General features: G+C 61.0%; 18 protein-coding genes. 9 read left to right on the top strand and 9 right to left on the bottom strand.

All coding sequences use genetic code 11. The features are described from left to right. Nucleotides 1-8: 8 nt before the first annotated feature. From pssA to mrcB, 7 genes are all read right to left on the bottom strand, one after another. Complete coding sequence (pssA, locus tag J3A71_RS04555; RefSeq protein WP_003250045.1) at nt 9-860, bottom strand: CDP-diacylglycerol--serine O-phosphatidyltransferase; 852 nt, start codon at nt 858-860, stop codon at nt 9-11. A gap of 150 nt (nt 861-1010) precedes the next feature. Next, complete coding sequence (ilvC, locus tag J3A71_RS04550; protein ID WP_003250043.1) at nt 1011-2027, bottom strand: ketol-acid reductoisomerase; 1017 nt, start codon at nt 2025-2027, stop codon at nt 1011-1013. 54 nt (nt 2028-2081) lie between these two features. Further along, complete coding sequence (gene ilvN, locus J3A71_RS04545) at nt 2082-2573, bottom strand: acetolactate synthase small subunit (RefSeq protein WP_003250040.1); 492 nt, start codon at nt 2571-2573, stop codon at nt 2082-2084. Nucleotide 2574: 1 nt separating this feature from the next. Further along, the gene (locus tag J3A71_RS04540; protein ID WP_096426994.1) at nt 2575-4299 is read right to left on the bottom strand and encodes an acetolactate synthase 3 large subunit; all 1725 of its coding nucleotides are present in this window, start codon (nt 4297-4299) and stop codon (nt 2575-2577) included. Nucleotides 4300-4709: 410 nt separating this feature from the next. Continuing rightward, nucleotides 4710-5042 carry a YqcC family protein gene (locus J3A71_RS04535; protein WP_016489137.1) on the bottom strand — a complete coding sequence of 111 codons (333 nt, stop codon included), beginning with the start codon at nt 5040-5042 and terminating at the stop codon, nt 4710-4712. Continuing rightward, the gene (locus J3A71_RS04530) at nt 5042-5845 is read right to left on the bottom strand and encodes a tetratricopeptide repeat protein (RefSeq protein ID WP_016489138.1); all 804 of its coding nucleotides are present in this window, start codon (nt 5843-5845) and stop codon (nt 5042-5044) included. Before J3A71_RS04530 ends, J3A71_RS04535 begins: the two co-directional genes overlap by 1 nt. A 15-nt stretch (nt 5846-5860) precedes the next feature. Beyond that, nucleotides 5861-8182, bottom strand: coding sequence for a penicillin-binding protein 1B (gene mrcB / locus J3A71_RS04525; RefSeq protein WP_016489139.1), 2322 nt, complete (start codon nt 8180-8182; stop codon nt 5861-5863). A gap of 114 nt (nt 8183-8296) precedes the next feature. Between mrcB and J3A71_RS04520 the strand changes: the two genes are divergently transcribed. The 5 genes from J3A71_RS04520 to radC all read left to right on the top strand — a co-directional run bounded on the left by J3A71_RS04520 (nt 8297) and on the right by radC (nt 13850). After that, complete coding sequence (locus J3A71_RS04520) at nt 8297-9859, top strand: bifunctional aminoglycoside phosphotransferase/ATP-binding protein (protein ID WP_070086835.1); 1563 nt, start codon at nt 8297-8299, stop codon at nt 9857-9859. Nucleotides 9860-10110: 251 nt separating this feature from the next. Beyond that, nucleotides 10111-10389 carry a TfoX/Sxy family protein gene (locus J3A71_RS04515; RefSeq protein WP_016489141.1) on the top strand — a complete coding sequence of 93 codons (279 nt, stop codon included), beginning with the start codon at nt 10111-10113 and terminating at the stop codon, nt 10387-10389. 339 nt (nt 10390-10728) lie between these two features. Further along, a complete protein-coding gene (locus J3A71_RS04510) occupies nt 10729-11928 on the top strand; it encodes a site-specific integrase (RefSeq protein WP_001062689.1) in 1200 nt (399 codons plus the stop codon). Then, complete coding sequence (locus tag J3A71_RS04505) at nt 11925-12989, top strand: PDDEXK nuclease domain-containing protein (protein WP_003092331.1); 1065 nt, start codon at nt 11925-11927, stop codon at nt 12987-12989. Before J3A71_RS04510 ends, J3A71_RS04505 begins: the two co-directional genes overlap by 4 nt. A 351-nt stretch (nt 12990-13340) precedes the next feature. Further along, complete coding sequence (radC, locus tag J3A71_RS04500) at nt 13341-13850, top strand: DNA repair protein RadC (RefSeq protein ID WP_003092330.1); 510 nt, start codon at nt 13341-13343, stop codon at nt 13848-13850. Nucleotides 13851-13916: 66 nt separating this feature from the next. Here radC and J3A71_RS04495 read toward each other — a convergent pair whose 3' ends face one another. After that, entirely contained in the window at nt 13917-16373 is a 2457-nt protein-coding gene (locus tag J3A71_RS04495; RefSeq protein WP_001223964.1) for an AAA family ATPase, read from the bottom strand. Nucleotides 16374-16765: 392 nt separating this feature from the next. On the opposite strand from J3A71_RS04495, the gene J3A71_RS04490 reads away from it, so the two are divergent. The 4 genes from J3A71_RS04490 to J3A71_RS04475 all read left to right on the top strand — a co-directional run bounded on the left by J3A71_RS04490 (nt 16766) and on the right by J3A71_RS04475 (nt 21104). After that, nucleotides 16766-17593, top strand: coding sequence for a DUF932 domain-containing protein (locus J3A71_RS04490; protein ID WP_003092327.1), 828 nt, complete (start codon nt 16766-16768; stop codon nt 17591-17593). Nucleotides 17594-17673: 80 nt separating this feature from the next. Next, complete coding sequence (locus tag J3A71_RS04485) at nt 17674-19743, top strand: ParB/RepB/Spo0J family partition protein (RefSeq protein WP_000994919.1); 2070 nt, start codon at nt 17674-17676, stop codon at nt 19741-19743. Between the two features lie 61 nt (nt 19744-19804). After that, on the top strand, nt 19805-20014 hold the full coding sequence (locus J3A71_RS04480) for a hypothetical protein (RefSeq protein WP_022580212.1): 210 nt from the start codon (nt 19805-19807) through the stop codon (nt 20012-20014). A gap of 775 nt (nt 20015-20789) precedes the next feature. Beyond that, the gene (locus J3A71_RS04475; RefSeq protein WP_001273857.1) at nt 20790-21104 is read left to right on the top strand and encodes a DUF736 domain-containing protein; all 315 of its coding nucleotides are present in this window, start codon (nt 20790-20792) and stop codon (nt 21102-21104) included. A gap of 312 nt (nt 21105-21416) precedes the next feature. Here J3A71_RS04475 and J3A71_RS04470 read toward each other — a convergent pair whose 3' ends face one another. Further along, nucleotides 21417-21710 carry a helix-turn-helix transcriptional regulator gene (locus tag J3A71_RS04470; RefSeq protein WP_006379425.1) on the bottom strand — a complete coding sequence of 98 codons (294 nt, stop codon included), beginning with the start codon at nt 21708-21710 and terminating at the stop codon, nt 21417-21419. Nucleotides 21711-21779 lie beyond the last annotated feature (69 nt).

Here is a 21779-nt window from a genome sequence, read left to right as displayed (position 1 = left end):
AGCGATTTTCACGCTTTGCGCCGGCGCGCCTTCAGCAGGAACTGGATCGGGCCAGATGCCGCATAGGCGAGGAAGATCAGCAGCAGGATGCGCGGCGGGTCGCTGAACACGACGGCAAATACCAGCACCACGGCAAGGATGGCCACGAACGGCACGCGCCCCTTGAGGTCCAGCTCCTTGAAGCTGTTGTACTTGATGTTGCTGACCATCAGCATGCCGGCAGCCGCTACCAGCAGCGCCACCAGGAACGACAGCTTGGAGCCCTGAATGCCGTAATCGCTGAACGCCCACACGGTACCCGCCACCACCCCTGCGGCAGCCGGGCTGGCCAGGCCGATGAAGTAACGCTTGTCGGCAGTGCCGACCTGGGTATTGAAGCGTGCCAGACGCAACGCGGCACCGGCCACATAAATGAAGGCGACCATCCAGCCGACCTTGCCCATGTCACCCAGCGCCCAGCCAAATGCCAGCAAAGCAGGGGCCACGCCGAAGGCAACCATGTCCGACAGCGAGTCGTACTCGGCACCGAAGGCACTCTGGGTATTGGTCATGCGTGCAACGCGGCCGTCCAGGCCATCGAGCACCATGGCCACGAAGATGGCGATGGCGGCAAAGGCGAAGTACTTGCTCGCCTCGCGCGGGTCACCGGCACTCAGGGCGCTCTGTGCGCTCATCGAGCTGATGATGGAATAGAAGCCGGCAAACAGGTTGGCGGTGGTAAACAGGTTGGGCAGCAGGTAGATGCCGCGGTGGCGCACCTTGCGGCCTTCGGCGTCATGCCCTTCTTCAACGTGCTCATCGACAGGTAGCAGGCTTTCGGCGTCGGAGGGCTTGTTCGGCTCTTCGGGACGTTCGCTCATAAAGGGTACCTTGCAACAGGATGGAAAATGTTCGACACGGGCCCGCGAAACAGGTTCTGACAGCAGGCCACTGGTCTGCTTTATACCAGAAGCGGGCTCCCAGAACGAAAAAACGCGGCCGAAGCCGCGTTTTTCATCTATCGATAAGACTTAGTTCTTGGTCTTGTCGACGATTTTGTTAGCCGAGATCCATGGCATCATCGAGCGCAGTTGCTCGCCGATGATTTCGATACCGTGAGCGGCGTTGTTGCGGCGCTTGGCGGTCATCGATGGGTAGTTGGTAGCACCTTCGGAGATGAACATCTTCGCGTACTCGCCGTCCTGGATGCGCTTCAGGGCGTTGCGCATGGCCTTGCGGGATTCTTCGTTGATGACTTCCGGGCCGGTAACGTACTCACCGTATTCGGCGTTGTTGGAGATCGAGTAGTTCATGTTGGCGATGCCGCCTTCGTACATGAGGTCAACGATCAGCTTCAGTTCGTGCAGGCACTCGAAGTAGGCCATTTCTGGCGCGTAGCCAGCTTCGACCAGGGTTTCGAAACCGGCTTTGACCAGCTCGACGGTACCGCCGCACAGAACGGCCTGCTCACCGAACAGGTCGGTTTCAGTCTCGTCCTTGAAGGTGGTTTCGATGATGCCGGTACGGCCACCACCAACGCCCGAAGCGTAAGACAGGGCGACGTTCTTGGCATTGCCCGAAGCGTCCTGGTAGATAGCGATCAGGTCAGGGATGCCGCCGCCTTTGACGAACTCGGAGCGAACGGTGTGGCCCGGGGCCTTCGGTGCGATCATGATCACGTCGAGGTCGGCACGCGGAACAACCTGGTTGTAGTGGATCGAGAAGCCGTGGGAGAAGGCCAGGGTAGCGCCCTTCTTGATGTTCGGCTCGATCTCGTTCTTGTACAGCGCGCCCTGGAACTCGTCCGGGGTCAGGATCATGACCAGGTCAGCCGCAGCGACAGCGGTTGCAACGTCGGCAACTTTCAGGCCGTGGGCTTCAGCCTTGGCAACGGTAGCCGAACCTTTACGCAGACCGACGGTAACGTCTACACCGGAGTCCTTCAGGTTGCACGCTTGAGCGTGGCCCTGGGAGCCGTAACCGATGATGGCGACTTTCTTGCCCTGGATGATGGAAAGGTCGCAGTCTTTATCGTAGAAAACTTTCATGAAATACCCCTGGTTATATCTCGGCCCCTGCGGAGCCATCGCTAATTTTTGAATTTAGATGCTGAGCACTTTGTCGCCACGGGCAATGCCGGTAACGCCGCTGCGCACGGTTTCGAGAATCGATGCAGTGCCGATCGCCTGGATGAAGCTGTCCAGTTTGTCACTGGTGCCGCTCAGCTGCACGGTGTACACGCTGGCGGTCACGTCGACAATCTGGCCACGGAAGATATCCGTGGTGCGCTTGATCTCGGCGCGCTGGGCACCGGTGGCCTTGACCTTGACCAGCATCAGTTCGCGCTCGATATGAGCGCTTTCCGACAGGTCGACAAGCTTGACCACTTCGACCAGCTTGTTCAGGTTCTTGGTGATCTGTTCGATCACTTCGTCATGGCCAACGGTGGTCAGCGTCAGACGCGACAGGGTCGGGTCTTCGGTCGGCGCCACGGTCAGGCTTTCAATGTTGTAGTTGCGCTGGGAGAACAGGCCGACCACACGGGACAACGCACCTGGTTCGTTTTCCAGCAGCAGGGAAATGATGTGCCGCATATCAGGTACGCTCCGTCTTGCTCAGCCACATGTCACGCATCGAGCCATCCTTGATCTGCATCGGATAGACGTGCTCGCTGCGGTCAACCGCGATGTCGATGAACACCAGGCGGTCCTTCATCGCAAACGCTTCTTCCAGCTTCGGCTTGAGGTCCTTCAGGCTGGTGATGCGGATACCCACATGGCCATAGGCCTCGGCCAGCTTGATGAAGTCAGGCAGCGACTCGACGTACGAGTGCGAGTGACGACCGTTGTAGGCCATGTCCTGCCACTGGCGGACCATGCCCAGCACACCGTTGTTGAGGTTGACGATTTTCACCGGCAGGCCGTACTGCATGCAGGTGGACAGCTCCTGGATGTTCATCTGGATGCTGCCTTCGCCGGTCACACAGGCAACGTCCTGGTCCGGGAAGTTGAGCTTCACGCCCATCGCCGCCGGGAAGCCGAAGCCCATGGTGCCCAGGCCACCGGAGTTGATCCAGCGGTTCGGCTTGTTGAAGCGGTAGTACTGCGCCGCAAACATCTGGTGCTGGCCCACGTCGGAGGTCACAAAGGCATCGCCATTGGTCACTTCGCACAGGGTCTCGATGACTTTCTGCGGTTTGATGACGTTGCCATCGCCCTTGTCGTAAGGGAACAGCTCGCCATCGCCACGCCATTCGTCAATCTGCTTCCACCAGGCATCCAGCGCCGCCTTGTCAGGCTGCTCGCCGATTTCCTTGAGGATGCCGAGCATTTCGCTGAGCACGCTGTCGACCGGACCAACGATTGGCACGTCGGCTTTGATCATCTTGGAGATCGACGCCGGGTCGATGTCGATGTGGATGATCTTGGCGTTCGGGCAGAACTTGGCCGGGCCGTTGACCACACGGTCGTCAAAGCGTGCGCCCACAGCGAGGATCACGTCGGCATTGTGCATGGCCATGTTGGCGGTGTAGCTGCCGTGCATGCCAAGCATGCCGAGGAACTGGCGGTCAGTACCCGGGAAGCCACCCAGCCCCATCAGGGTGTTGGTGACCGGCAGGGTCAGCGACTTGGCGATTTCGGTCAGGGCTTCGGAGCCACCGCCCAGAATCACGCCACCACCGGAGTAGACGATCGGGCGCTTGGCAGCCAGGAGCATCTCGGCAGCCTTGCGGATCTGGCCAGAATGGCCACGGACCGCCGGGCTGTAGGAACGCAGCTTGACCTTTTTCGGATAGACGTATTCGAACTTCTCGGCCGGGTTGGTCATATCTTTTGGAATGTCGACCACGACCGGACCTGGGCGACCGGATTGCGCCAGGTAGAAAGCTTTCTTGAGGACTTCAGGGATCTCGGTCGGGTTCTTGATCATGAAGCTGTGCTTCACGATCGGCCGTGAGATACCAATCATGTCGGTTTCCTGGAAGGCATCGGTACCCACCATGGTGCTAGGCACCTGGCCGGACAGGATGACCATCGGAATCGAATCCATGTAGGCGGTGGCAATGCCGGTAATGGCATTGGTCGCGCCCGGGCCGGAGGTTACCAGCACCACACCGGCCTTGCCGGTGGCGCGGGCATAGCCGTCCGCCATATGGGTTGCCGCCTGCTCGTGACGAACCAGGATGTGTTCCACTTCCGGTTCTTTGAACAGCGCGTCGTAAACATGCAGGAGAGCACCACCAGGGTACCCGTAGATGTGCTTAACGCCTTCGTCACGCAAAAAGCGGACGACCATCTCAGCGCCAGATAAAAGCTCCACGTTGTTCACCTCTAAAACGCCAGAATACCGTCCCTAGTGGACGGGTCTTAATAGGTTTACTGCCAAGCAGAGCATGAGCGAAAACGTCAGCACTGACTGAGCAAGTATTGGGAGCACCCCAGAGTGTTGCGGGGTTTTCCCACCCAGCGCGAGGTAACGCGTTGCGGGGTGTAACAGGTCGGCGCGGGTGTGCACCTCATGATCTGCCTAGCGGGTCTGCTTCTGGCAGTCCCTCTACAGCGGAAGTTGGATTCTTGTGATTCGGCGCCAACATGTCAAGAAAAATTATTGCCAATTTTTCCCCAAGATGAATTCCTGCCACCACTAAAAATCGCTTCAGCAGCAGAATAAATAAGATTTCCACAAAAAAGGGCCACAATCTGCGGCCCTTGAAGGAAAAACTGAAGAAATCAGGCGGAAGGAGCGATCAATTGGTCAAATGCTGCCAACAGTCGGCGCAGCTCACGACTTTGCTCCGGCCGGTCGGTAAACACGGTCTCGGCCATGACCAGGATGCTGGAGGCGTTGGGCAGGGGATGGCCCAGCTCGATGATGATCTTCATGCGCGGCAGGAAAATCCATTGCAGCCACTGCTCGAAACTGAGGGTATCGACAGCGAACGGCACAGTACTGGCCAATGCCTCGTCGCTGGGTGGCTCGTCATCCCACCACCCCTGCACCACCAGTTCACGTTCGATCAGCAACAGGTGGTCGGCAATATCCAGAATACGTTGCTCGATCATCACGAATTGACCCGTGCCTTCTGCCGGGCCAGTGCTGCGCCAGCGCTGTCACCTTGCTTTTCACGGGCCTGGGCGATGGTGTTCCATAGCTCGGCCTGCAGGCTTGGCCGGCCGTTGGCGTAAGTCAGGGCGCGACGCGCCAACTGTTCGGCCTGGGCGGCATCACCCTGCGACAGGCGTACCTGGGCCAGGCGGTACAGCACTTGCGGCTCGCGCGGGGCAATGCGCTGGGCACGCTCAAGGCTCGAAGCAGCGCCGTTGAAGTCACCACTGCCCTGCTGGGTCTGCGCGGTGGTCAACAGGGCCAGCACCGGGCCATCTAGCTGCTCGTCGGCCGACAGACCACCGGCAGCGGTGCTGCTGCGCGGAATACCGGTTGGCGCGCTGGTGCTTGCCGGGGCGCTGTTCATGGCCGCGATGTCGAACGGCTCGTCGGCGATCGGGTTCGGGTTTGTGGTCATCGGCGCCGAACTGACCGGGCCCGGGGTAATCGGGCCAGGCGTGATAGGCGAGGTGCTGATCGGTGCCGCGCCATTGGCAGCCGGGAACGTCTGGATACCTGAAGCGCCAGCGCCCTGCGGAATCATCACGGTAACACCGGAGTCTTCGGGCAGCGTCTGCGCTTGCGCGGTGCCCGTGTTATAGCCACCCGCCGAGCGGTTAGCCGTCACGCGCTCGCTGTTGGACACGCGGGTGCTCGAATCGACCACCGGTATATTGCCGCGCGGGACGCTTGAGCACCCCTGGAGCACAGCCAACGCCGTCACGGCAGGAAACAGCCACTTGTTCACGTCACACCTCATCAATGCAGCCTGTGCTTAATTCATCCAGCCTTTGACCCAGTCCATGACCGACTCGGCAGGATTCTGCTCGCCGCCACAGGTCGCACCGGCGGGCGGTTCACTCCCGCGAATATACGGCATCTGCACCGCTCCCGGACAGCTGGCATCAGACCCATGGCCAGTGTAAGGGTCGATCCAGGCCTGCACCACGTTGTCCGGTTGCGGCATGTCCAGCGGCAGCGGGTCGGCCTTTTTCATGAAACTGGTCCATACCTGCAGGGCACCGGTGGCACCGGTAAAGGGTGTTTTGCCGTTATCGTCACGGCCCATCCACACCACGGCCAGCAGGTCCTGGCTGAAGCCGGAGAACCAGCTGTCGCGCGAGTCGTTACTGGTACCGGTCTTGCCCGCCAGGGTCAGCGAGCGCGGCAAGGTGTTGTACACCGAGCGCCCGGTACCTTCGCGCATGACCCGCTGCATGGCGTTCTGCACCAGGTAGATGGCGCCCGGGTCGAAGGTTTGCTGGATCTGGAACGGGTAGCGCTTGAGCGGCTCGCCTTCGGCAGTCAACACGCTGCGGATACCGCGCATCGGGGTGTTGAAACCGCCGTTGGCGATGGTCTGGTACATGGTTGCAACCTGCATCGGCGACATGCCACCAGCACCCAGCAGCATGGCCGGGAAGGCTGGCCAGTCGACATTTACCCCTAGCCGGCCAATAGTCTTGATCACATTGGGCACGCCCACTTCCAGGCCAAGCTTGGCAGTCGAAAGGTTGTACGAGTTGGCAAGCCCCTGATACAGATAGATGGTGCCATGCGGTCGACGGTCGTAGTTTTGTGGGCGCCAGACCTGACCATCGGCACCCTTGACCGAAAATGGCTCATCCTGCACCCAGCTGGTCAGGGTGTACTTGCTCGGCTGCTCCAGCGCAGTCAGGTACACCGACGGTTTTACCAGCGAGCCGATCGGCCGCACAGCATCAATGGCCCGGTTGAAACCGGCGAAGCCTGCCAGGCGGCTGCCGATCAGCGCCTGTACCTCACCGGTTTCCGGGTTGGTCACGACCATTGCCGATTCCACCTCGTCAGCCCCCTTGCGCCCCGACAGGCGCTTGAAGGTCTCGCTCATCGAAGTTTCGGCCTTCATCTGCAGGATCGGGTCGAAGCTGGTGAAAATACGCAGGCCTTCTTCAGTCAAGTCTTCGTCGCGGTAGTCCTGGCGCAGTTGACGCTTGACCAGGTCGAGGAAGGCCGGGAACGAGCTGTCAGCCAGGCTGCCGCGCTTGGTCACGCCCAGCGGCATCTTCTTCGCTGCATCGACTTCCGCCTGGCTGGCCACGCCTTGCTCGGCCACCAGGTCGAGCACCAGGTTGCGGCGAGCCAGGGCACGGTCAGGGTAACGCCGCGGGTTGTAGTAGGACGGGCCTTTGACCATGCCTACCAGCAGGGCGATCTGGTGCAGTTTCAGCTCAGACAGCGGTTGGCTGAAGAAGAACTGGCTGGCCAGACCGAAACCGTGAACTGCACGTTGGCCATCCTGACCGACGAACACCTCGTTGAGGTAGGCCTCGAGAATCTCGCGCTTGTCGTAATGCAGCTCAAGCAGCATCGCCATCATTGCCTCGGTCAGCTTTCGGCTGAGGCTGCGCTCACTGCTGAGGTAGAAGTTCTTCACCAGCTGTTGGGTCAGGGTACTGCCCCCCTGGCGCATGGACCCCGACGAGGTGTTGACCCACATTGCCCGGGCGATGGACTTGGGCGACACGCCGTAGTGGCTGTAGAAGTCGCGGTCTTCGGTCGCTACCAGTGTTTCGAGCAGGTACTTGGGTACCTGATCGATCTTGATCAGGATGCGGTCTTCGAGGTTCTTCGGGTAGATGCCGCCGATCATCAGCGGCTCCAGCCGCACCACGTCGAGCGCCTTGCCGTTGGCCGCAGAAAGGCCCGCCACGTAATCGCCGGAGAAGCGCACGCGCACGAACTGCGCCGGTTCCATCCCCTCGTAGAACTGGAAGCCACGGGTGTTGAGGTCGACGGTATTGCCGTTGACGGCCGCCGCACCCGGGCCGTTGGCCGCGCTCTCACGCCGGTAGCCGAGCGCATCGAGTTCGGTAAGGAAGTCGTTTTTGCTCAGTTTTTGACCAGTAAAGAGCTCCAGCGGCCGGGCATACACCTTGGCCGGGATGGTCCAGCGCTTGCCGGAGAACTTCTCCTGCACGACAGCATCGAGGTAAACCGCGAAGCCGGCAACGATCACCAGGCCTACCAGGCTGAGCTTCAAAGCCCAGCCCAGCCAGGCGCGAGAACGGCTGGTCGAGGGTTTCTGAGGGGTACGAGGATTTCGAGATCGGGTCATGGCGGCGGATTATACGCACTTTATAAAGGCTGGGCAGACGGCCCAGCGGTAGGCAGGGACGGCACCATTGACCATAATGGCGCATTCGAATTCCCTGCCCCGGAAGGATTTGCCGTGAGCCAAGCTCTTATCACTGCGTTGCAGAACCCCGCCCTGTACCCTCACCCCGTGGATGGGTTCCAGCTCATCGAGACGCATATCTCCTGGGTGCTGCTCACCGGCGAGTACGCCTACAAGATCAAGAAACCGATGAACTTCGGCTTCCTCGATTTCACCGAACTGGGTCAGCGCCAGCATTTCTGTAACGAAGAGTTGCGCCTGAATCAGCGCATGACCGATGGCCTGTACCTGGAGGTATTGGCGGTGACCGGTAGTGTCGAAGCGCCGCAGATCGGTGGCGACGGCGAGGCCATCGAATACGCGCTGAAGATGCGCCAGTTCCCTCAGGGGCAGATGCTCAGCACCCTGCAGGCCAATGGTGAACTGAATGCCGCGCACATTGACCAGATGGCCCGGCAAATCGCCGAGTTTCACCTGCAGACCCCCAAGGTATCTGCCGAGCAGCCCTACGGTTCGCCTGAAAGCGTCATGGCCCCGGTCGAGCAGAACTTCGAGCAGATCCGCCCATTCCTCAGCGACAAGGCCGACCTGCTGCAACTGGACAACCTGCAGGCGTGGGCGCGGAGCAGTTTCGAGCGGCTGCAAGGCCTGTTCGCCTCGCGCAAGGCCAATGGCTTTACCCGCGAGTGTCATGGCGACATCCACCTGGGCAACGCGACCCTGATCAACGGCCAGGTGGTGATCTTCGACTGCATCGAGTTCAACGAACCGTTCCGCATGACCGATGTCTGGGCCGACACCGGCTTCCTCGCCATGGACCTGGAAGATCGCGGCCTCAAGTGCCTGGCACGACGTTTCATCAGTCAGTACCTGGAGCTGACCGGCGATTATGAAGGCCTGGAGGTGCTCAACTTCTACAAAGCCTATCGCGCCCTGGTACGGGCCAAGGTCGCGCTGTTCAGCATGCCGGCCAATGCCGATGGCGTGCAGCGGGCCACTACCCTGCGCACCTACCGCAACTACGCCAACCTGGCGGAAAGCTACAGCGCCATCCCTTCGCGGCTGCTGGCCATCACCCATGGTGTCTCGGCAGTGGGCAAGAGCCACGTGGCAATGCGCCTGGTCGAGGCCTTGGGCGCCATTCGCGTGCGCTCCGACGTCGAGCGCAAGCGCCTGTTCGGCGATCAGCCGCACGACCACGCCGGCCAACTGACTGCCGGCATTTATGACCCGGATGCCAGTGCCGCCACCTACCAACGTTTGCATGAAGTGGCAGCCACCGTTTTGCGCGCCGGCTTCCCGGTGGTGCTGGATGCCACCTACCTCAAGCGTGAACAGCGCCAGGCTGCTGCAGACGTCGCCAGCCAGACCGGTGTGCCGTTCCTGATCCTCGACTGCCACGCACCCGAGGCCGTCATCGCCAGCTGGCTGGAGCAGCGTCAGGCCGAAAACACCGACCCCTCCGATGCCACCCTGGATGTGGTCAAGGCCCAGCAGGCGAGCCGTGAAGCGTTGGATGCGCAGGAGCTGGTGCAGAGCACACGGGTCGATACCCAGGATGCTGGCAGCATGGACCAGGTGATCGAGCAGATTCGCCAGCGGTTGCCAGGCCTGTAAGTTCGCCGTTTTCCTGTACCGGCCCTATCGCCGGCAAGCCAGCTCCCACAGTTACACCCTCGCCCTCAAGGCCTGCGGTGTACCTGTGGGGCTGGCTTGCCGGCGATGGGGTCAGAACAGGCTACTTCCCAAAGGCAGTTCATCGCCCCCGATGGCAAAAGGCCGCGCATTTCTTAACCCCCGCTACACTCCTCTCTGACCTGCTCGCGATTTATCCTCCAATCCACGTTCAGCCATCGCAAGGAGGCTCGATGAACGATGAATTGCAGCACCTGAAGAACCTTGGCAAGACCTCTGCGCAGTGGCTGCATGCCGCCGGCATCCACAGCGCATCGGATCTGCGTCGCCTGGGTGCGGTGGGTGCCTACCAGGCCGTCAAGACTCGAGGGTTCCGCGCCTCCAAGGTGCTGTTGTACGCCATTGAGGGCGCCTTGCTGGACATGCACTGGAACGATTTGCCGCTCGAACGCAAAGAAGCGCTCAATCAACAACTGGACGCGAAAAATCCTACGCAAAAAAATCCAAAATAATCGTGGGGAAGGGATTGACGCCTGAATGAGAATTGTTATGATTATCACAGCTGGTCGCGAGACTGGTTGGATAACCTAAGAGCCCCTGGTTCGGACTCTCAGATTATCTCCTCATCAGGCTAATCACGGTTATTGACCCGGCATTTTGCCGGGTCTTTTTTTGTTTCACGATGACTCCAGCCCGGTAGTTCGCTGGACTGCGACGTAGCCCGATACAGCAGGTTTATCAATAGCTTACGCGCTTCCATCATATGCCGGTGCTTTCTGAAACTTGACCCGGTTCTCCCTCGCGCCGCTCCTATCTGGCTCCTGGAATCCGGGTCGTTCCAAGGAGTCATCATGGCAAAGATCAAGCTCACCAAGACCGCCGTAGAGTCGGCGCAACCCCAGGCGAAGGACATCGAACTACGGGATACCGTCGTGCCCGGCTTCCTTTGCAAGATTACCTCGACGGGACGCCGGGTGTTCATGCTCCAGTACCGCACGAACTCTGGCCAGCCCCGCAAGCCCTCGCTGGGACTCTACGGGGAGCTAACCGTCGAACAGGCGCGGGTCAAAGCGCAGGACTGGCTGGCCGAGGTTCGCCGGGGTGGTGATCCCGGCGGTGCCAAGGCCGAGGCGCGCAAGGCGCCCACGATGGCCGAGTTGTGCAAAAAGTTCATGGAGGACTACTCCAAGAAGCGCAACAAGGTCAGCACGCAGGACGGCTACCAGGGCGTCATCGACCGCAACATCATCCCGCTGCTGGGCCGCAAGAAGGTGCATGACGTGAAGCGGCCCGACATTGCGGGGCTCATGGAAAAGCTGGCCTACAAGCCGACCGAGGCCAACAAGACCTTCGGCGTGCTGCGCAAGATGTTCAACTTGGCCGAAGTCTGGGGCTTCCGCCCGGACGGCACGAATCCGTGCCGCCACGTCCCGATGTACCCGCCGGGCAAGGAAACCCGGCTCATCGTGGACGAGGAAATGGTGCGGATCTTCCGCCAGTTGGAGAAACTGGAGGCGGAGGGGCTGGAGAACTACGTCATCCCGTTGGCGATCCGGCTGCAATTCGAGTTTGCGGCGCGGCGCTCCGAAATCTGCCCGCTCGAATGGAGCTGGCTGGACTTCGAGAACCGGCGCGTGGTGTGGCCCGACAGCAAGGTTGGCGGCATTTCCAAGCCCATGAGCGAGGAAGCCTATCGGCTGCTTTCGACGGCGCCGCGTCTGGAAGGCTGCCCTTACGTCCTGCCGTCGCCGAACGACCCGGCCAAGCACCTGACCTTTGGCGAGCACTATGGCGGCTGGTGCCGGACGCTCAAGGCCGCCAGCGTGCCGCACGTAGGCACGCACGGCATCCGTCATCGCTCGACCACCGACATTGCCAATTCCGGTGTGCCGACCAAAGTGGGAATGAAGCTGACGGGCCACAAGACCGTGGCGATGTTCATGCACTACGTCCACACCGAGGACAAGCCGGTGCGCGAGGCGGCCGAGCTGGTGGCCAGCCGCCGCCAAGCCATCACGGGCGCGCGGCAGCTTGCGGAGGCGGTGGCATGAACGGGCGCCGGCCATCAGCAGCATCGCTCGCAGCGCCCGCGGCGCTGCTGGGCGACATTCGGGCACTGATCGAGGCGGCGCGCTTGCGCGCCGCCTCGACGGTGAATAGCGAGCTTACGATGCTCTACTGGCGCATCGGCCAACGCATCCACACGCAGGTCTTGGACAGGCGCCGGGGCGCCTACGGCAAGGAAGTTCTGCCCACCTTGGCTGCGCAGTTGGTGGAGGAGTACGGCAGCAGCTTTGCAGAGCAGAACTTGCGCCGCATGGTGCAGTTCGCCGCCACCTTCCCCGACGAGCGAATTCTCGTATCACTGATACGAGAATTGAGCTGGACGCACTTCATCGCCCTGATGCCGCTGAAAGACCCGCTCCAGCGGGACTACTACGCACAGATGGCCAGCACCCAACGCTGGAGCGTGCGGACGCTGCGCGAGCGTATCGACTCGATGCTGTACGAGCGCACGGCGCTTTCCCAAAAGCCGGAAGAAACCATAGCGCAGGAGTTGGCGACCCTGCGCGATGCGCAGCGCATGTCGCCGGCCCTGGTCATGCGCGACCCGTACATCCTCGACTTCCTGGGCCTGCGGGACACTTGGCAGGAAGGCGACTTGGAAGCGGCGATCATCCGTGAAATGGAGTCCTTCCTGCTGGAGCTGGGCGCGGGCTTCTCATTCGTCGCCCGGCAGAAGCGCATTCCGATCGACGACGAGGATTTCCACCTTGACCTTCTGTTCTACAACCGCAAGCTGCGGCGGCTGGTTGCGGTGGAGTTGAAGGTAGGTGACTTCAAGGCGGCCTACAAAGGGCAGATGGAGCTTTACCTTCGGTGGCTAGACAAGCACGAACGGGAGCCGGAGGAAGCCTCGCCGCTCGGGATCATCCTTTGCACCGGCAAGAAGCGCGAGCAGATCGAATTGCTGGAGCTGGACAAGTCCGGCATCCACGTTGCCGAGTATCTGACCGCCTTGCCGCCGAGGGGCGTGCTGGTGGAGCGGCTGCAACAGGCAACGCAACGGGCGCAGTTGCAAATCGAGCAGCGCAAGACGGACAACGAGTAGTCCTGTCCCAAGCAGTCGGGCGTCCCGGCGTGCCGCCGTCGCGCTGTCGTGCTGCGCATCGAGCTTCGCTGCGCGAGTCTCGCCCCTGTCGGGCTTCCATCACTGACGCCTCCGTCCCGGCTCGTTGATCCGGGCCTGCGCGCTCCGCTTGCCAAAAATCGACTCTGTGCAGTGGGCGGGTGTGGGCGGTCTTGCTGTTCCCTTCACCGTATCACGGCGTTCTCGCCGTCAAGGGCGGCGCGCGCCATGCGCGCTTGCGTCCTGGCGGCCGTCTGCGACCCCTGACTGCTTGCGCTGCGCCGTGCTGCCGCCGGTTCCGGGCAATTCCGCCCGAGCAACCGGAGCACGATCATGTCGCAACTGTCCTTTCCCTCGTTCGATTCCTGTCTGCTGGTGCGCGACGCGCACGGGCGCTATCTACCGGCATCGGCCGACGACATTCTGGAAGCTGCGCGCCAGGTCATTGACCGGAAAATGCGGCGCGGAGCAGAGTTCACTTCGCCGGCGGCGGTCAAGGAATACTTGCGTACAAAGTTGGCCAGCTTCGAGCATGAGGTGTTCGTAGTGCTGTTCATGGATACGCGCCATCGTCTGATCGAATACAGGGAGATGTTCCACGGCACTATTGACGGTGCGTCGGTGTATCCGCGCGAAGTGGTCAAGGAGGCGCTGCGGCTCAATGCGGCGGCGGTCGTCGTTTCGCACAACCATCCGAGCGGAAACCCCGAGCCGAGCGCGGCTGACCGGGCGCTGACCCAGCGGCTCAAGGAAGCGTTGGGTCTGGTGGACGTGCGCGTGCTCGATCACATCATCGTTGCGGGCAACGAAACGGCATCGTTCGCCGAGCATGGGCTGATCTAGCCCAAGGGGCTTCGGCCCCTTTTTGCTGCGCCTGGTGGCATAGCTATGGCCCTCGCGGCCTGATGCTCAGGCCGTCGCAACCTGAATCATCTCGTCGTAATGTTTCTTGTCCACCTCTTCCAGCCACTGGAAGATGTTCCCGATGACGCTGTGGCTTTCGCCTGCCAAGTTTTCTGCGGATTCCTCTGTTATCTCAATAACGTCGCTATGTGAATACTTATTGATAAAGCGGTAGATTTTTTCTTTAAGCTCTGGTGTCGTGATGGTGCAATCTTTTAGGCCAGCCTCCATCAATTGACTAATGTCGCTTCGACGCCTTGGATATTTGAAGGTGAAAAACGATTCAACAAGCTTTCGGGCGAGGTTGGCGGTCAAGAACGCCTCATCTCGATTGAGTGTTGTGTGCGCCCTATATTCGTAGAGCTTCTTGAAGATATAGTGGTACTCGGAACCGTAGTTCTTGAGTGAGTCGTCGGCATCCACAAGTAGGGAGTGACGAGGGGAGCCAGGTGGCGCATCCAGGCGATAAAAGAAGCAATTCTCGGCGTTGCCTTTTTTGACTCGATTCCTATTGGTGCCAGTGAACCAGTCTCTCACTAGCTTAAAGTAAGTGAAGTTGTGAGTCAGCACAAAAAGTTGCTTGGCTTCAGTGCATTGCGTTCTCAAAAACGAGTAGGCGTGAAACAAGTGATTAGAATCAAAGCTTGAGACCGGATCGTCAACGACGACGATCGTATCCTTGATGTTATTTCCATTTTCTTTGAGCTTCGTGATGAAATAGACAAATGCAATCGCAGTTTTCTCACCTTCGCTCAAATTCCCATCGTGCTCACCAACCCCGTTTCTGATGATCTCATAGCCTTTCTTCTTCTGATTGAAGTTCAGGCAAAGCTCAGAGCGGCCAATGAAGCGATGCAGGATGTCATTGAACTCCTTTGCCCCGACCGTTTCATTCGAGAGCGCCGCTTCTATGGCTCCGACCTCTAGACTAATTTTTTCAATTTCCTTATGGTCGTTCTTTGCTTCTGACTCAAGGTCATTGCACTTCTTCTCACTTCCAGCATAGTCAAACTCTTGCACCTCAGCCGCAGCAAAGTGAAGCTCCAGTGCCACCTTGCTTTTTGAGGTCTCAGATTTGAAATTTGAAGTCTTATTGTTGTGCTTTCCAACGAGAGCAACAATCGATTTCAGGATGTCATTGAAATTGGTGACATCGTCTTCAACCACATCCGAGATCTGAATGTCTGTCTTCCCAGGGTCTGTGATCTTGGCCTTCAGGGCTTCCCGCCAGGCGTCGATTTGCTGGTCGATCTTTTCAGCAGCAGTTGCGTAGTCCTTTTGAAGCTTCTCTGCCTCGGCCGATAGTTCTTTATAAAACTCGGTCGATGCGGGAAACTGATTAGCTGGAGCGCCTTGAGATTCAATCCATGTCGCCGCGTTCTGAAGTCGGCTCTGAAACTCCGTGAACTCCTTGCTGAAGTGGGCAGCAAGCGCCTCGGCACGAAGCTGGGCGAACGGAGAGCCGCAGAACTCGCAGGATTGCGAGTCGTGGTTTTTATGGATTTCCAAGCCTGCTTGAACCCATTCGCGGATTTCCGGGTTATCGGTCAGCCGCTGGATTGCTTGATTGACCGCCGTAGTCCCAATCAAATCTCTGATGCGGCCCGCCGCTTTCTTAAAGTAGTCCGGCTCAATGGCCGTTGAGGCGAAAGCAATGCTTGGAAGCTGATCTGGCTTGGCGGCATTCGTAAGGTCGATAACCCTCTCATCTGGAAGAACCGACTCCGCCTTGATAATTGTCTCGCCGTTATTCTGTATGAAGTTGAAGAGCTTGCGGCGGTCGTAATTCAAGTAATAACTGTCGCTCGTATCAATCGCCTGAAGTCCAAGCTTCATTTTCTTGGCAGCATTGGTCAGGAACTTCTCTAATGCCTCACGCTGCTTCTTGATATCGCTTTGCTTGTCGTCGTGAGCCTTCTTTTTCGACTGAAGCTCGCTCTTCAGCTTCTCCAGCTTCTGCAAGTCATCAATCTTCTCTTTCGCAATAAGAAGGATGCTCTTTACGGATTTGTCCCAATCAATGTTCTCATGCACGAAGCGTTGATTGAAAACATGAATATTCAATTGGGATGAGTGGAGTGTGGATTCCGTGATCGTTGAGCCATCCTCCAGAACTACTGAAAATTGGCCCGTGCTGAAGCGGGGAACCATCGAGCGAAGCTCAAAGCAAGAGAATAGATTCGATAACGTTGACTTGCCTGTTCCATTCCAACCATAGACCAGGTTGTACCGGCCGAACTTTTGGATCTTCGTTCCATTGAAGTCGCTGAAGATTCCGAACTGTTTGAGGCGGTTGATGCAGACAATCATCTCTATATCTCCGTGTTCTTGCTTTCCCATCATTTGCTTGCGAAACAAATGGTAAACGAAGAGTCCTCTTGCGTCTCCGCTTCGCGGATCGCGCTGCTCCAGGTTCGCTAGTCGCTCATCCCTGGCGGGACTGGCTTCGCCAGCCTTCCGCATCGCTGACGCCTACGGCCCGGCTTCCAGCTTCGGGCCTGCGCGCTTCGCTTGCGTGCGGTCAGCACAAAGGGATGGCCGTTGCCTTGTCCAGCCGTCTCCCCTGACTTCATCACCTTACCCGCGACCGTAGCCCGCGACCGTGTGCCGTCAAGGCGCGCAGGGCCGTGTCCTCGGCTGCGCCTGCGGGCCGCACCAACCCTGCGCTTGGCTCCTTGACGGCCCCCGTCCGCGCGCTCCTTTGGGCGCGGGCGATGAACTCAGGAAAGACGGTGGCAACAGGGCCAACCGGGTTCCTCGTGCCGACCGCACCAAACAGCCGAAAGGCTGGGCTCCGAATCTAGAAATCCGGTGTGCGGTGTGAACAGCAAACCTCTTTTGTCAGGAGAAAGACCATGCAACTCGCATCCCGTTTCGCTTTCCGCTCCCCCTCGCTGCGCAGCGATTACCCGCTGTCCGACGACCAGATTCACCGCGTGGCCCCGTCCATCTTCGCGGATGCCCCGCACGAGAGCCGTTCGCAGCGGTACGCCTATATCCCCACCGCCGCCGTGCTGACCGAGCTTCGCAAAGAAGGCTTCCAGCCTTTCATGGTGACGCAAACCCGCGTGCGCGACGAAGGCAAGCGCGAGCACACCAAACACATGATTCGCTTGCGCCATGCCAGCCAGATCAACGGCGCGGAGGCCAACGAAATCGTGCTGCTGAACTCGCACGACGGCACCAGCAGCTATCAGATGCTGGCCGGAATGTTCCGGTTCGTGTGCAGCAATGGCCTTGTCTGCGGCAACACCGTGGCCGATGTGCGAGTGCCCCATAAAGGCGACGTGGCCGGTCTGGTCATTGAGGGGGCTTACGAAGTCTTGAGCGGTTTCGATCGGGTGAAGGAATCGCGCGATGCCATGCGCGGCATCACCTTGGACGATGGCGAATCCGAAGTGTTCGCCCGCGCCGCGCTCGCCCTCAAGTACGACGACCCCGACAAGCCCGCGCCCATCACGGAATCGCAAATCCTGATGCCGCGCCGCTTCGACGACCGCCGCCCCGACCTGTGGAGCGTGTTCAACCGCACCCAAGAAAACCTGACCCAAGGCGGGCTGCGTGGCCGCAGCGCCAACGGGCGCCGACAGCAAACCCGCCCGGTGCAGGGCATCGACCAAAACATCCGACTAAATCGCGCCCTCTGGCTGCTGGCCGATGGCATGCGCCAGTTGAAAGCCTGAATCCCCACGCGGCAGGGGCAGGCAGCAGCCCTTGTCGCTTTCTTCGCTGCTGCATCCCTGAACCGATAGGAGTTATCACCATGAACGCCGTTACCCAAACCGAAGCCCGCGCCATCAACACCGCCGCCGCTATCCCGCTGGAAGCCGCTGATCCGACCAAGAACCTGATTCTGGTTCCGCTGTCGCGGCTGGTGTCGCGTCCCACTGGCCGCAACGTGCGCAAGACCCCGCGCATGTCCATTCCCGAACTCGCCGCCAGCATCCAGCGTGTCGGCCTGCTGCAAAACCTCATCGTGATTGCCGCCGCCGATGGCGAGCATTACGAGGTCGTGGCCGGTGACCGTCGCCTCGCAGCGTTGAAGCTGCTGGCGAAAAAGCACCGCATTAGCAAGGAATGGGAGGTGCCTTGCCTGCTGGTGGCCGATGGCACCGCCCGCACGGCCAGCCTCACCGAGAACGTGCAGCGCGAAGCCATGCACCCCGCCGACCAGTTCGAGGCGTTCGCCGCGCTCGTGGCCGAAGGCCGCAGCATCGAGGACATTGCAGCGGATTTCAGCGTCACGCCGCTGGTGGTGCAGCGCCGTCTGAAACTCGCCAACGTGTCGCCGCGCCTGCTGGCCGACTACCGGGCCGAGGCCGTGAGCCTTGACCAGTTGATGGCCCTCGCCATCACCGACGACCATGCTGCGCAGGAAGCCGCGTTCTACGATGCGCCCACATGGCAGCGCGGCCCGCACAACCTGCGCGACCGCCTGACCGAACGCGAAATCGACGCCTACCGGCATCCGCTGGTGCGCTTTGTCGGGCTGGACGGCTACGAGCAGGAAGGCGGTGGCATCCGCCGCGACCTGTTCGCGGAGGGCGACAAAGGCGTGTATCTGACCGATGCCGCACTGCTGGAACGGCTGGCGCAGGACAAGCTGGCAGGTATCGCCGCCAAGGTGCAGGCCGAGGGCTGGGCGTGGGTGGATGCCACGCCGGGCATGACCCATGCCGATCTGCAAGCCTTCCAGCGTGCGCCAAGGGAACGCCGCAGTCCGAACAAGCGCGACGCGCAGCGCATCGAGAAGCTGCAAACCAAGCTGCACGAACTGGCCGAGGCGGTGGATGCCGCGCTGGACGACGAGGACGAGGAAAAGGCCGATGCCTTGCAGGAAGAAGGCGAACGCCTGGGCGAGCAGTTGCAGGCGCTGGAAGATGGCTTGCTGGACTATGCGGCCAACGTGAAGGCCGCAGCCGGTGCCATTGTCACCATCGACCGCGACGGGCAGGCCGCGATTCATCGCGGGCTGCTGCGCGAAGCGGAGGCCAAGGCACTGCGCACGCTGGAGCGGCTGCGGCAGGGTTTCGGCAGCGAAGGCGAAGCCGCGAACGAGGACGCAGGCGAGGACGACGAGCAGCCCAAGACCGCCGCCATGTCTGACCGACTGGCGCAGCGGTTGAGCGCGCACCGTACCGCTGCGCTGCAAATCGAAGTTGCACGGCATCCGCAAGCAGCGCTGGCCGCCGTGGTGCATGGCATGGTGCAGACCGTCTTGCAGGAAAGGCACTACGGGCACGACCTGCCGCTGGGTGTGCGCCTCACGGTGCAAGACCGGCTGGAAGGCATGGCCCCGGACTGGCCGGAATCACCCGCCGCCGTGGCGCTGCGCGAACTGCAACAGGTGGCAGGCGAAACCTTGCCGGAGGACAGCGCCGAACTGTTCGCCGCGCTGCTGGCGAAATCACAGGATGAACTGGTGCGGCTGTTGGCCGTGTGCTTAGCTTCCACGGTGGACGTGGTGACGCCTCGCGCCACGCCGCACCAGCCCGGCGCGGAACTGGCGCAGGCCGTGGGGCTGGATATGGCCGCGTGGTGGCAGCCCACCAATGAGGGTTACTTCCGGCATGTGCCGAAGGCCGCGATTCTGGAAGCCGTTGGCGGGTTCGCGCCCTCGCACGTCACCCGACTGGCGAAGTTGAAGAAGGGCGACATTGCCAGCGAAGCCGAACGGCTGGCCGCTGGCACCGGCTGGATGCCCGCCATCTTCCGCTCCGAAGGCCCGCAGCAGACCGGGCAGGACGCGCCGGCGGATGGCGAAGCCGAAGCACAGGAAGAAGTGGCCGCCGTGGCGGATGACCAGCCGCAGGCCGAGGCTTTGGCCGCGTGACTTCGCACCGTAGATAGCGCCCCGGTTCCGGCCGGGGCGCTTCATGTTGAGGATGCCTGCCATGACCCACCAACCCGCAAACCGCCCCCGCATAGCTGCGACCTATGCCTCCGGCACGGTGCGCGCCCGCCGCTGGCACGGCGACGGCGACGTGCGCGGCTACCGTCCGCCGCGTGGCTGGACGGCCCGCGCCGACCTGACCGATCTGCATCCCCTCACGGGCCGCGCCTTGCCGCGCGCCGTGTGGTGGATCATCGAAACCAAGGAATAACGAGCCGCACCGGCCCCAAGCCGTGCCGCCTTGGGGCCGGTGGTCGAAAACTCCGGGCGCGGCGGTGGCCGCGCCCGGTTTCACTGCTCAAAGCCAAAACGCCCCATCGCCGCCTTCGGACAGGCGGCGATGGGGCCACGCACAAGGGCGCTCGTGCGCGAAATCCACGAAGCCAGCAAGTGTGGCGGCGCATCGCGCCGCCAACGATTCGACCGAGCCCCGCCGCAATGGGCGGGGCTGGTGTGGCTACGCCCCGGCTTGCTGCGGCAGGTTGCACGAAAGCGTGCCGTCCCCGACGCTGGCGGTTCGTTGTCTGTACGTCACGAAAGACGGTTCACCGACACGCCGCCCAGCCTCGCTTCTATGGAGCTTCCACACCACGCCTCAGTATGTGGCCGTGAGCTGCGGCAGGGGCGCTCTGGCCTTGTCGTCGGGGCATTGACCTGGCCCGCGTCAGGGCGCAAGCCGGTGCAGCCGTCACGCGGGGATGCCGAGTTGGCCACGTCTCCATTCGGGAGCGGGCGGCCTGTGCGTCCTTGTCTTGTTGTGAATCCTGGCGGTGGCGCGGCTGCGCCTTGTGCTTGATGGCCGCAACCTTGCAGCGAAAACAATTTCCCCTGCGCTGCGCGCATTCCTCGCGGGACAAATTCTTTTCGCTTCCAGGTTCTCCACGTTGTTGCGACCGCTGTGCGGTGCGACCAGCCCATCCCCCGCCGGCCGGATCACAACAAGGACGCACTGGCGCGACCTTGTTCAACCCGAAAGGAGAAACATCATGGCTAACATCGGCACCTTCACCGCAGAGAAAGACGGCTTCACCGGCACGCTTCGCACCCTGACGCTCAACGTCAAGGTCAAGCTGGTTCCCAACGACAAGGGCGACACCGAGAACGCCCCCGACTTCCACCTGCAAGCGGCTGGCCACGAAGTCGGCGCAGCGTGGAAGAAGACCAGCGAGGCCGGGCGGGAATACCTGTCCGTATCCATCGACGACCCTTCGTTCCCGGCGACGGTCTATGCCCGCCTGATCGAGAACGAGGACGGCACGCACGACCTGATCTGGTCGCGCAACAAGCCGAAGGCGGCCTGACAGCCGCTTACCGCGTCCCGCCCACTGCGGCGGGGCGCGATGCTGCTGATCGCAGCACCGCACGCGCAGGATTTCTGCTGCTGCCGCGTGCTGGATACGCCCGTCACGGCGGGCCTGCATGCGTGCCTTGTGGCTCGCAATCCGTGTCAACGAGCGGTGTGTGGCGTGTCGGCGCTGTAAGCGCCGCCGGGCTTTCGGGCTTCGCCCCGTGCCGGCAAGCCGTCACGGCCATCCGGCTTCAATCCCTCACGCCTTCGCGCCTGCGGCGCTGCGCGCTCCGCTTGCTGCAATTCAGTACCACACGCCAACGCGCTAAGGCGTGTCGGGCTCTTCCAATATCGCCCTGAGTTCCTGGCGCACCTGTGCCAGCAATTCATCAGCTTCGCGGGTGCTGTCACCGGCATAAGCCAATGTGAGCAGCGTGAGCGGATGCACTTCCATGACCTCGCACAGATCGGCCAGCTTCTGGATGGTTGGGCTTTTCAGGTCGCGCTCCAGCGTGCTCATGTAGGTGCGACTGGACACGTTGGAGAACGCTTCCTGGCTCAAACCACGCGCCTTCCTTACCGTCCGAATCGCCGCTGCCAATGAGTTCTTCGCTGCCACCTATGGTTTCCCCAAAAAACCAAGATGACAGCCCATTGCGCCCTATAGGACTACAATCTATAGTGTTCA

This window comes from Pseudomonas sp. PvP089 (genome assembly GCF_017875165.1).
GTDB classification, from domain to species: domain Bacteria; phylum Pseudomonadota; class Gammaproteobacteria; order Pseudomonadales; family Pseudomonadaceae; genus Aquipseudomonas; species Aquipseudomonas fortuita.
Note: the sequence above shows the minus strand (reverse complement) of the source record. Positions and strands in the feature narration are given on the sequence as shown.